This window comes from Paraburkholderia sediminicola (assembly GCF_046027825.1).
Taxonomy (GTDB): domain Bacteria; phylum Pseudomonadota; class Gammaproteobacteria; order Burkholderiales; family Burkholderiaceae; genus Paraburkholderia; species Paraburkholderia sediminicola_D.
On sequence record NZ_JAQQDU010000066.1, the window covers coordinates 22742 to 35342 of the forward strand.

Here is a 12601-nt window from a genome sequence, read left to right on the forward strand (position 1 = left end):
CCGTGGCGGCCTGGATGCCTGCTGCAACGCAATGCGGTGACCGGCATGTCTCGCTCCGTGTGGTTATCGGAGCGATCATACCGTGACAATAACGCGGGGGTTGGGCCGCGGGATCGAGTCGTGCGGCCCGGGGTTTAGTCGCGGACTACGTCGGCCCAGCAGTTCGGCGTCTCGAACAGACGCACCTTGTGCAAACGCAGATTCACGCCGTAATGCGCGTCGTAGACGTTCGCGAGGATGTCGAACGCAACGGCGGCGAGATTTTCAACCGTCGGGATACGATCGAGCACGACCGTCTTGTGCCCGGCCATGGTTTCCAGAAAGCCGCGCACCTGCGTATCGCCTTCGTAGACGAGGAACGCATGGTCCCACTTGTCGACCAGATGCTCGACCGCGAGCGACTTCACGTCGGCAAAGTCCATCACCATGCCGCGATCCGGCGCGCCTTCCGTGTCGACCAGGTCGCCTTGCAGCGTGATTTCGAGCACATAGCGATGGCCGTGCAGATTACGGCACTGGCTGCGGTGATCGGGGATGCGGTGGCCCGCGTCGAATTCGAGTTTTCGTGTAATCGTCAGCACGGCAAATCAGGGAATGTTCAGATACTTGTGGGTCTGCATCGACAGGCGCCATTGCGGATGGCGTTTGCACCAGTCGATCGCGAGCTTCGTGTTGAGGTCGCGCGACGGGCCGTCCATCGGCTGGACGAGGAAATACTCGAAGTCGAGCTTCGCATACTCGGACAAACGCTGGTTGTCCTGCGGAATCACGACCTTCAGTTCGTTGCCCTTGGTGACGACGAGCGGCGCGTCGGCCTTCGGGCTGACGCAGATCCAGTCGATCGTCTCGAGCACCGGCAGCGAGCCGTTGGTTTCGATAGCGATTTCGAAACCGGCAGCATGCAGCGCGTCGACAAACGGCTGGTCGATCTGCAGCATCGGTTCACCGCCCGTGCACACCACGAAGCGCTCGCCCTCGCCTTCCGGCCATTGCGACGCGATCATCTGCACCAGTTCTTCCGCCGTGCGGTACTTGCCGCCGTTCTCGCCGTCAGTCCCGACGAAATCCGTATCGCAGAAACGGCATACGGCATCCGCACGATCTTCTTCGCGGCCCGACCACAGATTGCAGCCGGCGAACCGGCAGAACACGGCCGGACGCCCGGCATTCGCGCCCTCGCCCTGCAATGTGTAGAAGATTTCCTTGACCGCGTAAGTCATGCTGCTTTCTGCCTTGAGTTCCTGAAAAATATTGCCTGCGCTGCGCCCGTTCGCACGGAGCGCCAGCGTAAAACTATCGTGAGACCGTCAAACCGGCTCGGTCACCTTCTCGCCAGCCAGATACGCTTCATAACCCCGCTTGCGCAAACGGCACGCCGGGCATTCGCCGCAGCCGAAACCCCATGAATGCAGTTCGGCACGCTCGCCAACATAGCAGGTGTGCGTTTCGACGCGCACCAGTTCGACCAGTTCGTCACCGCCCAGCTCGTGCGCGAGACGCCATGTGTCGGCCTTGTCGAGCCACATAAGCGGCGTTTCGAGCAGGAAGCGCGTGTCCATACCGAGGTTCAACGCGACCTGCAATGCCTTCATCGTGTCGTCGCGGCAATCGGGGTAGCCCGAAAAGTCCGTCTCGCACATCCCGCCGACCAACACCTGCAATCCGCGCCGATAGGCGATGGCCGCAGCGATCGTCATGAACATCAGATTGCGGCCCGGTACAAACGTATTCGGCAAACCGTTCGCCGTGGCATGAATCTCGATTTCGCGTGTCATCGCGGTATCGCTGATCGAGCCGAGCACGGCGAGATCGATCATGTGATCTTCGCCGAGGCGGTCGGCCCAAGCCGGAAATGCCCGCGTCACTGCGTTGCGAAACCCTTCGCGGCATTCGAGTTCGACTCGGTGCCGCTGGCCGTAGTCGAAGCCCAGCGTCTCAACCGTTTCATAACGTTCGAGCGCCCAGGCGAGGCACGTGGCGGAATCCTGGCCGCCGGAAAACAGCACCAGAGCGCTACGTTTAGCGTCTTTGCGGGTCACCGTGAAACTCCGTGAATGATGAGTGTCACGTCGCGCTGCGCGAGGTGCGCCATGCAAGCAACGCGGCGCGACGCGTGCCAGCATTGCTGCCGGCCCAAAGCAGTATAGGCCGCGCCTTCCGCATGCAGAGTCGCTGGGCGCTTATACCGTTAATCGTCGGGCGAAGGGTTCGGCACCTGTTGCGGCCTTGCCGTGTTGCCGCATCGTGCGCAAAAGGCCCAGCTTCAGGATACGAAAAGACGTGTTTGGAGCGATGACGCGCCAGTGGAACGCCGACCGCGCGCTCGCATGCAAGTCCTTGAACTGGCGCGATTTTATCACGCGATGCCCAATGCCGCCGAGCACGCCCTGCCATCAATGAAGACGGCAAAAAGGAAAAGCCCCAGGAATCTTGCGATTTCCTGGGGCTGAATCCTGGTGGCCTGGGACGGAATCGAACCATCGACACGCGGATTTTCAATCCGCTGCTCTACCAACTGAGCTACCGGGCCAACGAAGAACGAAATGATATCAAAGGGTCAGCACCACGGCAAGCCCCTTCTCGAAAAAATCTGCGGGGCCCGCACCGGCACGCATTGCGGGGCCGTTCACTCCCCTTTGTTCTTGCCGAGATCGACACCGAGCTGCTTGAGCTTGCGATACAAGTGCGTGCGCTCGAGGCCGGTCTTTTCCGCAACGCGCGTCATGCTGCCGTTCTCGCGCGCAAGGTGATATTCGAAGTAAGCGCGCTCGAACGCGTCGCGCGCATCGCGCAACGGGATGTCGAACGAAATCGACGCCGTTTGCGCGGCCAACGCGCCGCTGCCGATGCCATCCGTCGACAGCATCGGCAATGCAGCCGCCGATGCCACAGCCGAAGCGCTGACCGGCAACGCCGGCTTGGCGACCGCGCCGCCCGGCGCACCTGCCGCATTGCCGCGGGCGAGGCCCTGCTCGACGGCCTTCAACAGCTTCTGCAAGGCAATCGGCTTCTCGAGGAAGTTGAGTGCGCCGATCTTGGTCGCTTCGACCGCCGTATCGATGGTTGCGTGACCGGACATCATGATCACCGGCATGGTGAGCTGCCCTTGCGCCGCCCACTCCTTCAGCAAGGTCACGCCGTCGGTATCGGGCATCCAGATGTCGAGCAGCACCAGGTCCGGCGCCTGGCGCAAGCGGAATTCGCGCGCTTCCTGCGCGTTTTCCGCGGCCTCCACGACATGCCCCTCGTCGCTCAGGATCTCCGAGAGCAATTCCCGGATGCCCATTTCATCATCTACCACCAGGATGGTTGCCATTTACGCTGCCCTTGTCTGCACTGTTGCTTTTGTCGTTCCCTGCGACGCATTGCCATGCGCCGGCCGCAGCCCTGCTCCAGGTGCCGCGGCATCGTCTGCCAATTGAAGGAAGAGGATCGAAATCTGCGCGCCTTCGATCACATCGCCCGCTTTCATGCGGTTGCGAATGTCGATGCGCGCACCGTGTTCGTCGACGATCTTCTTGACCATCGCGAGACCGAGACCTGTACCTTTGGCCTTGGTCGTCACATAAGGTTCGAATGCACGTGTGAGGATACGCGCGGGGAAGCCCGGTCCGTTATCCGACACGGTCAGACGCACCGCGACACGTACTTTGCCTTCCGCGTCGGGGTCTCCGTATTCTACTGTCCTCGTCTCGAGCAACACACGCGGCTGTTCGACGTCGGCTACGGCATCCTGCGCATTCTGCAGCAGGTTGTGAATCACCTGACGCAATTGCGTCGCGTCACCGCGAATCGCCGGCAAGTCCGCGAGTTCCACCTGAATCGCGCCCTTGCCTTCTTCGATACCGTACAGCGTCAGCACCTCGCTGACCAGTTCGTTCAGTTGCAGATGCGCGAGCACCGCCGGCGGCGTACGCGCATAGTCGCGGAAATTGTCGACCATCTGCTTCATCGCCGCGACCTGATTGACGATGGTAGTCGCGCCGCGCTTCAGCACGTCGGCATCCGACGGCGACAGCTTGTCGGCAAGCTTCATCTGCAAACGCTCGGCGGACAGTTGAATCGGCGTGAGCGGGTTCTTGATCTCGTGCGCGAGACGCCGCGCCACTTCACCCCAGGCGATCGAACGCTGTGCGGAAATCACGTCCGAAATATCGTCGAATACGACGACGTAGCCGGAAGTCTGCATGTCTTCCGCATCGCGGTCGGTGGCGGACACCAGACGCGCGCCGCGCACGAGCAAGGTGAGCGGCTCGGTTTCGCCCGGCACTTGCACCGAGAACTGCTGCTGCCAGTGGCCGCGATCGTCGTGACCGTCGCCGCTCGCGGCCTCGCGATCGGCAAAGGCCTTGCGCACCATCCCGCCGAATTCGCTCAACACGCCGATCTGCTCAAGCGCCGAACCCAGCACTTCCTGGAACTGCTGACGGAAAATGCGCTCAGCGCCGCGGTTCGCGGTGGTGAGGCGGAACTGCCGGTCGAATACGAACACGCCGGCGGTCAGGTTCGCGAGAATACTTTCCAGATAGGCCTTCGAATGCTCGAGCGCAATGCGGTTGTTCTCGACTGCCGCGCGCGCTTCGGACAACTGTCGCGTCATCGCGTTAAACGACTGCGTGAGGAAGCCCAGTTCGTCGCGCGACTTGATTTCGCGTTTTGGCGTGTAGTCGCCCTCGGTCACTTCCTTGGTGCCCTGCGCGAGCAGGAACAATGGCCGCGCCAACTGATTGCCGAGCGCGAGCGCCAACATCATCGCGATGAACGTGGCAAGGAACAGCGCCAGCGTCAGCGTGCCGATGTACATCTTGCGCAAGCCGGTGCGGCCCAGCGCCTTCTCCTGATACTCGCGATACGCGCGCTGCACCGCATCGGCATTGCGCGCGAGCGTAGGCGACACCGGCTGCGTGAGTTGCAGAAAACGTTCGGTGGGCTGCAGCAGCGACGCGTTCGAATCGGGAATGCGCTGCACGACGCGCAGCCGCAGCGCGCCCTTGCCGCCATGCGCGTTCGGATCGCCGTCGACTTCACCTTCGATCGCCGCATAGCCGCGGCCACGCGCCTGATCGATCATCAACGGCGTGGGCAAGTCATTCGACACGAGCGTCGCGTAATTCCCAGACGCCTGCGCGACCACGTGCATGTCCGGCGTCGCGCCCGACATGCTGCGCGTGGGCTCGACGATCGTCGCGTCCTGCACGCCGAACTGATCGCGCAAGCGCAGGAGCGTGAGCGTCGTGCCGGCGGCATCCGCGCTCGCCAGCTGCTCGGACATCAGGCGGCCCTTGGTCTGCAGATCGGACAGCGACGCGTCGAGCATGCCGCGGCCGAGATTCAGGCCCGAGGTCAACGCGGTTTCAACGTTCACGTCGAACCACGACTCGATACTGCGCGACACGAACTGGTACGAGACGACGTAAATGATGCCGCCCGGCACCACGCCGACCAACGCCATGAAGAACGCGAGTTTCGCTAACAGCCGCGTGCCGAACTTACCTTTCTTAAGCCGCGCAATGATGATGATGACGAGCGTCGCCACCACCAGCAAAAAGATCATAGCGACCACAAGGTTGGCCGCGTACAGCCACTGGTAATAGCGGTCGAAAAATTCGGTATTCGCGCTCGCCGCTGCAAGCAGCACGAGCAGCAGCACGGCCGTCACGGCGACCGTGGTCACCAGCACGCGCACGACGATGCTGCTGACGCTGGTGGCTCGGCGCACTCTATTTAGCACGTTCGGTCACCGTGAAGGTAAAGCGCTTCCAATCCGACGAAAGGCTCCAGTCGCGGTTGTTCACCGCGTCGATCTGGAACGGCTTGGGCATCAGCGCGATGTCGAGTTGCATGCGCACCGACGCGTTGTACGTCTCCCCGACATGCACCTGCGTGCGGTCTATCACATGCCACGACGTGATGTGCTTGATCACCGCGAGCGCATCTTTCAGCGTCGTGAAGCCAAGCTGCAACCCACCGGACGACACGCTCGACACACGATACTCACGCGTGAGCGGCTGGAACGACAGGCGGATGCTCTGCGACACGCTCACCGGCTGTTCGTCGAACCAGTACCAGCGCGGCCGGCTCAGTTCGAAGTCCGTCGTGAAGTACAGCGGAATACCTTTGTTGACGGCGTCTTCGAGATTGCTGTTCAGATCGAAGTCGAAACGCGCGTCAAGGTTCCAGCCGGTGTTGTCCGATTGCAGCGAGGCGCGCTGCACCGCGATCGTATCGGCATACGCCGCGCCCGGTGCGGCAAGCCATATGGCCAGCACGATCCAGAGCACGGCAGCGAGCCGAAGCGGGAAGAAGCGTTTGATGGTCACCGTTTCTGAAAGCGCGCGTAGAAAAATCCGTCGTGGTCTGAGTTCGAGCCGGCGCTATCTTCAGCGACGTGTCCGGCATGGGACCCGGCCGATGTGTCGGCGGGCGCGCAGGCAACTGAGGGTAAAAGTTGCCCCGGCGCGTCCAATCGTACCGCATCCTGGTACTTGTCTCCAAACCACTTTGCCTGCAACTCGCCTTCTTCGGGAAAGATCGAACACGTAACGTAGAGCAACTCGCCGCCTGGTTTCACGAGCGGCCATAGCGCGTCGAGAATGCGACGCTGCTCGGCGACCAGCGCGGGGATATCGGACGCGCGGCGCAACCAGCGAATATCGGGATGACGCCGTACGATGCCCGAGGCCGAACACGGCACGTCGGCCAGAATGCGATCGAACAGCTGGTCGATGTCGTCGTGCCATTTTGCGGGTGCACCCGCGTCGCCGATCCGCACTTCCGCGTCGAGCTTGAGCCGCTGCAAGTTTTCACCGATGCGACGCGCGCGCGACGCATCGCTTTCGAGCGCCACCAACTGCAGGTTGGCGAGTTCGAGCAGATGGCCGGTTTTACCGCCAGGCGCCGCGCACGCGTCAAGCACGCGCATGCCGTCACGCGCGCCGAGCAGTTGCGCGGCGAGCTGCGCGCCGGCGTCCTGCACGGACACCACGCCGTCGTTGAAGCCGGGGATGCGATCGACCGGCATCGGCGTGGCGAGCTTGACGGCGTACTCGCCGGCTCTGCTCGCGGGGATGTGATGGTCGTGCAGCACTTGCAGATAGGCATCGACCGTCGAGCGGCGCGCGTTCACGCGCAACGTCAGCGGACCTTGCGTATTGCCGGCAGCGAGCACCGCTTGCCATGCATCGGGCCACGCGGCTTTGACCGCATCGATCCACCACATCGGGTAGTTCCAGCGCGCGACTTCGTCGGCCTGCGCGGCGCTCAACAGCGTCTCGCGCTCGCGCAGGAAATTGCGCAGCACGGCGTTGACGAGGCCTTTTGCGAACGCGAATTCACGACGCGCGGCGATGGCGCTCACCGCCTGATCGACCACCGTGAACGGCGCGTAGGCGGCGTTTGCTTCATCGTCGACGAGCAAGGCGAGCGCACAGGCGAGCACATGACCGACGTGCGGCGGCGGCGCCTTCTTCACCAGCTTCGCGATCAGCCACTCGACGGTCGCCAGACGCCGCATGGTGCGGTACGCGATGTCCTGCACTGCGCCGCGCGCAGCGGCGACACTGCCCTCAGGCGCGGAGACGAATACGGATTGCAGCGCGGCTGGCAAAGCCGCGCCGAGGCGCACGGCACCCACGGCCTGGCCCGCGCAGTCGAGCACGAAACCGAGCGATTCGGGCGCGAGGTGCAGCATCGACAAACGGGATTCGCGCGGACGCGCCGACGGGGAAGCAGAACGCGAAGAAGGCTTTGGAGTCATGAAAGAGGCAAAGGCAGGCCGTGCGGTACGCGCGACGCAAACAGCACACATTGTAGCGTGGCGCGGGGCGCGGGCCGCCGAGGGCGGATGAGAGCCAACGGCCGTAGTCCCTGCAGCCGGGGCACGAGCAATGGGCAAGGACCCGCAACGCGGGGCAAACGCGTGGGGCGTGAACAAAAAAGGCGAGCCCGCAGACTCGCCTTTCGTCACGCCGTCAGTACGCCTGTTATTCGAAGCGCCCCGTACGCGCCATCTCCATCAAACGCGCGATGCGCTCCTCGGTGGCCGGGTGCGTGGAGAACAGATTCGCGATGCCGCCGCCGGCCAGCGGATTCATGATCATCATCTGCGCGGTAGCCGGATGCTGCTCGGCTGTGGGGAATGGAATCCCGCTCGCGTAGCGATGGATCTTGTCGAGCGCCGAGGCGAGCGCCTGCGGGTCGCCGGAAATCTGCGCGCCGCCGCGGTCCGCTTCGAATTCACGCGCACGCGAGATCGCCATCTGAATCAGCGCACCGGCGATCGGCGCGAGCAACGCAACAGCGATGCCCGCGATCGGGTTCGTCGGGCGGCCGTTCTCGTCGCGGCTGCCGAAGAACATCGCGAAGTTCGCCAGCGCGGAAATAGCGCCGGCCATGGTCGCCGACACCGTGGAGATCAGGATGTCGCGGTGCTTCACGTGCGCCAGTTCGTGCGCCATCACGCCGCGCATTTCGCGCTCGGACAGCACGCGCAAGATGCCGGTGGTGGCGGCGACAGCCGCATGCTCCGGATTGCGGCCGGTGGCGAACGCGTTCGGCGCGTCTTCGTCGATCAGATAGACGCGCGGCATCGGCAGATTGGCGCGCGTGGCGAGCTCGCGCACCATGCGGTAGAACTGCGGCGCACTGTTTTCGTCGACTTCCTGCGCGTTGTACATGCGCAGGACCATCTTGTCCGAGAACCAGTACGAAAAGAAATTCATCCCCAGGGCGATCACGAGCGCGATCATCATGCCGCGCGATCCGCCGATCATCCCGCCGATCACGATGAAAAGGGCCGTGATCGCGGCCATCAACATCGCGGTTTTGACCCAATTGAACATGTCTGCAACTCCTTGCCCTAACGCGGGTTCATATCTGCGCCGCATGATCGCGGCGGCTAATTGTAAGCTTTTTGTTAGATATGGGCGCGTGAGGAAAATTCAATCATCTTGATGCGGTGGCGAGCTTGAGGCCCAAGCCGACGAATGCGCTGCCGACGCCGCGATCCAGCCATCGTTTCACCAACGGCTTGCCGGAGAAACGGCGGGTCACACTACCGGCAATCCATGCGATAAAACAGCTCCAGATCAGGCTCATCACGACGAACACCACGCCGAGCGTGAGGAACGCCAGCACCTTATGGTCACTGCCTGTTGTGACGAATTGCGGAAAAAACGACACGAAAAACAGCACGACCTTGGGGTTCAGCACATTGGTCCAGAAGCCTTGCAGGAACAACTGACGCAGCGATTTCGGCGCACCGGCCGCGCGCGCTTCGCCCGCGGCCTGGTCTGCCGCCGGCTTGGCGAAAATCAGACGCACGCCAAGATAGATCAGATAAATAGCGCCGACGAACTTGATGACCGTGAACGCAGTGGCCGAAGCGGCCAGCAATGCCGTCAAGCCGAACGCACAAGCGAGCGAATGAACGCAGCAACCGGTGCAGATGCCGAGCGCCGACATCAGACCTGCGCCACGCCCTTGAGCGACGCTGCGCCCGATGATGTAAGCCGTATCGGGACCGGGCGTCACGTTCAGCAGAAAGACTGCGACGACGAAAAACTCGAATTGGGTGATGCCAAACATGGGGATCCTCGAAACGCGGGCCGTTGCATAGAGGATTCTAACGCGCCGCGGGCTTTGGAGCGGGGGCTTGACCATCGGCCAAACGGACGATGGTCAAGGTATGCGCAAAACGGTTATTTTGCTTCGGGAAGCTGGAAACGCTGACCCGCGGCCAGCGTTGCGCCGGCCAGGAACTCACGCACTGGCAAGCGCTTGCCGCCGGGTTTCTGCAGTTGCGTGAGACGCAGCGCGCCTTCGCCACAAGCAACCACGACGCCTTCGGGAGAGACATCGGAGATCGTGCCGGGCGCTTTGTCGCCTTGAGCCTCGACCGGAACCGCTGCCCAGATCTTGATCGACGTGCCGTCTTCCAGCGTTCCCACGCCGCCGGGGAATGGGTCGAACGCGCGCACCTGGCGCGCAAGGACCGCGGCCGGCTTACGCCAGTCGAGCGCGGCCTCATGCTTGCCGATCTTTTCCGCGTAGGTCACGCCGTCCGCGGGCTGCGGCGTTGCCGCCAGCTTGCCGCTGCGCTCGAGTTCGATCAGCGCTTCGACGATCAGCCTCGCGCCATCTTCTGCGAGACGATCGTGGAGGATGGCCGTGGTGTCGTCGTTCGAAATCGGCGTGCGTGCTTCGGAGAGCATTGCGCCGGTGTCGAGACCGACATCCATCTGCATCAGCGTGATGCCGGTTTCAGCATCTCCCGCCTCGATCGCGCGGTGGATCGGCGCGGCGCCGCGCCAGCGCGGCAACAACGACGCGTGAATGTTGATGCAGCCCAACGGCGGGATATCGAGCACTTCCTGCGGCAGGATCAGGCCATAGGCAGCCACCACCATCACGTCGTGGGGCGTAGCGTGCAACTGATCGATCGCGGCGACGGCTTCGGCCGGATATTTGCCCGCGCGACGCAGCGAAGGCGGCTGCGCCACGGCGAGCCCATGTTCCTGCGCGTAGCGCTTCACCGGACTCGCCTGCAATTTCATCCCGCGTCCTGCGGGCCGGTCGGGCTGGGTCAGCACGAGCGGCACCGGAAACCCGGCGCTGTGGATTGCGGCCAGCGCGGCCGCGGCGAACTCCGGCGTACCGGCAAAGATGACGCGCAACGAATGACTCATGAAGGGGTGCGGTAGGCGAGGTGGACGCGCATTACATCGCGTGGGCGAGCTTCTTCATCTTGCTCTTGATGCGCGTCTGCTTCAGCGACGACAGGTACTCGACGAACACGCGGCCCATCAGGTGATCCATTTCATGCTGAACACAAACCGCGAGCAAGCCTTCGCAATCCAGCTCGAAGGTTTCGCCCTTCTCGTCCAGCGCCCGCACGCGCACTTTCTCGGCGCGCTCGACGTTGTCGTAAATGCCCGGCACCGAGAGGCAGCCCTCTTCCGACACCTCTTTCTCTTCGCTCGACCAGATGATTTCCGGGTTGATCAGCGCGAGCAGTTCGTCGTGTGTTTCCGACACATCGATCACGATCACGCGTTCATGCACGTCCACCTGGGTCGCGGCGAGGCCGACGCCGGGCGCGGCGTACATCGTTTCGGCCATGTCGGCGACGAGCCGGCGGATACGGTCGTTGACCACTTCAACCGGCTTCGCAATCTTGTGCAGCCGCTTGTCGGGGTAATTAAGAATATTCAGTAAAGCCATGATCTTGAGTGTGTTTTTTCGGCGCCGCTGACCGGTGGAAGGCTAGCGTTGGCCATTCGGCCAGGTTGTGGGCGCATCGCGTTACGCAGAGGATAGAGGCTGTCGAACCGGTTCGATTCAACGCGCCACGTGCGCTAAACGACGAGCCCGCGCGGGTGGGCGCGGCGCTGCAGTTATTTCGGATGATGAAAATTTTAGCATGGCGCCCGCCTGCCCGCTGGCCCTGTAAGAGGATCGACTGTCAATACGTACCTTGCCCGCAACCGATATTGAACTCGCCGCCTGGCTGCGGCTCTCGCTGGCGCCGGGGCTGAAACCCGCTGCCCTGCGTTTATTGCTGGGCGCTTTTGGACTGCCGGAAGCGATTTTCAATCAATCGCACGAGGTGCTAACCGAGATCGCCGGCGAGGCTGCGGCGCGCGCTGTGCTGACGCCGCCCATTCCAGACTTCGACACGCAACTCGACGCGGTAATTGCATGGCGCGAGCTGCCCGGCAACCACGTGGTGACACTCGACGATCCTGCCTACCCGCCCACGCTGCTCACTATGCCCGATCCGCCGCCGCTACTATATATAAAGGGCCGGCTGGATCTGGTGCACACGAGGGCGATCGCTCTGGTGGGCAGCCGCAGCGCGACACCGCAAGGTGTTGAAGACGCGGAGCGCTTCGCGCGTGAGCTTTCGCAAGCCGCCGTCACGATCGTGTCGGGCTTGGCGCTAGGTATCGACGGTGCCGCGCATCGCGGCGGACTGGAGGGCGTTGGCGGCACGGTGGCCGTCATCGGCACCGGTGCGGACATCGTGTATCCGGCCGCGCATCACGCGCTGGCGCGGCAGATTGCGGCGCAAGGCGCGATCCTTTCGGAGTGGCCGCTCGGCACCCCGGCGCGCGCCGCCAATTTTCCGCAACGTTAACCGCCTGATCGCGGGCCTCGTCAGCGGCGTTGTGATCGTCGAGGCCGCCATGCGCTCGGGTTCGCTGATTACGGCTCGGCTCGCCAATGAAATGGGGCGCGATATCTTTGCGTTGCCCGGTTCGATCCACGCGCCGCTATCGCGCGGTTGTCATCGAATCATCAAGCAGGGCGCCAAGCTGGTGGAAACGCCCGATGAGGTGCTGGAGGAACTGGGCTTCGCCAAGCCCGTGGCAACTGCGGCCGCCTCACCCACTGCCCCGCCGGCCATGAGCGCCGAAGCGCTGCAACTCCTCGACGCACTCGGCCACGCCCCCGCCACGCTTGAAATTCTTGCCACCCGCACCGAGATGGGAGACGCGGCATTACAAACCACGCTGCTGCAGCTCGAACTCGCCGGCCAGGTGACCGCGCTGCCCGGCGGCCGCTTCACGCGAGCGACCCACGGCTGACCCCGCCTTGACCA

Annotated in this window: 11 protein-coding genes, 1 tRNA gene and 1 pseudogene; 1 reads left to right on the forward strand and 12 read right to left on the reverse strand. The window is 63.2% G+C overall.

Going from position 1 to position 12601, the window contains the following annotated elements:
* Positions 1-134: 134 nt before the first annotated feature.
* From queD to def, 12 genes are all read right to left on the reverse strand, one after another.
* Positions 135-578, reverse strand: coding sequence for a 6-carboxytetrahydropterin synthase QueD (gene queD / locus PQQ96_RS29215; protein WP_093634683.1), 444 nt, complete (start codon positions 576-578; stop codon positions 135-137).
* Positions 579-587: 9 nt separating this feature from the next.
* On the reverse strand, positions 588-1220 hold the full coding sequence (gene queE / locus PQQ96_RS29220) for a 7-carboxy-7-deazaguanine synthase (RefSeq protein ID WP_054037112.1): 633 nt from the start codon (positions 1218-1220) through the stop codon (positions 588-590).
* An 87-nt stretch (positions 1221-1307) separates the two neighbouring features.
* Positions 1308-2039 carry a 7-cyano-7-deazaguanine synthase QueC gene (gene queC, locus PQQ96_RS29225; protein ID WP_408299068.1) on the reverse strand — a complete coding sequence of 244 codons (732 nt, stop codon included), beginning with the start codon at positions 2037-2039 and terminating at the stop codon, positions 1308-1310.
* A 415-nt stretch (positions 2040-2454) separates the two neighbouring features.
* Positions 2455-2530, reverse strand: a tRNA-Phe gene (locus tag PQQ96_RS29230).
* A 96-nt stretch (positions 2531-2626) separates the two neighbouring features.
* Entirely contained in the window at positions 2627-3316 is a 690-nt protein-coding gene (gene esaR / locus PQQ96_RS29235; RefSeq protein ID WP_074285750.1) for a response regulator transcription factor EsaR, read from the reverse strand.
* Positions 3317-5731, reverse strand: coding sequence for a sensor histidine kinase (locus PQQ96_RS29240; protein WP_408299070.1), 2415 nt, complete (start codon positions 5729-5731; stop codon positions 3317-3319).
* Positions 5721-6320, reverse strand: coding sequence for a DUF4390 domain-containing protein (locus tag PQQ96_RS29245; protein ID WP_408299072.1), 600 nt, complete (start codon positions 6318-6320; stop codon positions 5721-5723). The genes PQQ96_RS29240 and PQQ96_RS29245 overlap by 11 nt, the downstream gene beginning before the upstream one ends.
* On the reverse strand, positions 6317-7756 hold the full coding sequence (rsmB, locus tag PQQ96_RS29250) for a 16S rRNA (cytosine(967)-C(5))-methyltransferase RsmB (protein WP_408299074.1): 1440 nt from the start codon (positions 7754-7756) through the stop codon (positions 6317-6319). Before rsmB ends, PQQ96_RS29245 begins: the two co-directional genes overlap by 4 nt.
* 226 nt (positions 7757-7982) lie before the next feature.
* Positions 7983-8840, reverse strand: coding sequence for a zinc metalloprotease HtpX (gene htpX / locus PQQ96_RS29255; RefSeq protein ID WP_408299076.1), 858 nt, complete (start codon positions 8838-8840; stop codon positions 7983-7985).
* A 103-nt stretch (positions 8841-8943) separates the two neighbouring features.
* Positions 8944-9585: a LysE family translocator gene (locus tag PQQ96_RS29260; RefSeq protein WP_408299078.1), complete on the reverse strand. Its 642-nt coding sequence runs from the start codon at positions 9583-9585 to the stop codon at positions 8944-8946.
* Positions 9586-9698: 113 nt separating this feature from the next.
* Entirely contained in the window at positions 9699-10685 is a 987-nt protein-coding gene (fmt, locus tag PQQ96_RS29265; RefSeq protein ID WP_408299080.1) for a methionyl-tRNA formyltransferase, read from the reverse strand.
* Between the two features lie 31 nt (positions 10686-10716).
* Positions 10717-11220 (reverse strand): peptide deformylase, encoded by a 504-nt coding sequence (gene def, locus PQQ96_RS29270; RefSeq protein ID WP_408299082.1) that lies wholly within the window; start codon positions 11218-11220, stop codon positions 10717-10719.
* Positions 11221-11464: 244 nt separating this feature from the next.
* On the opposite strand from def, the pseudogene dprA reads away from it, so the two are divergent.
* Positions 11465-12587 (forward strand): annotated as a pseudogene (gene dprA, locus PQQ96_RS29275) (DNA-processing protein DprA).
* Positions 12588-12601: the final 14 nt, after the last annotated feature.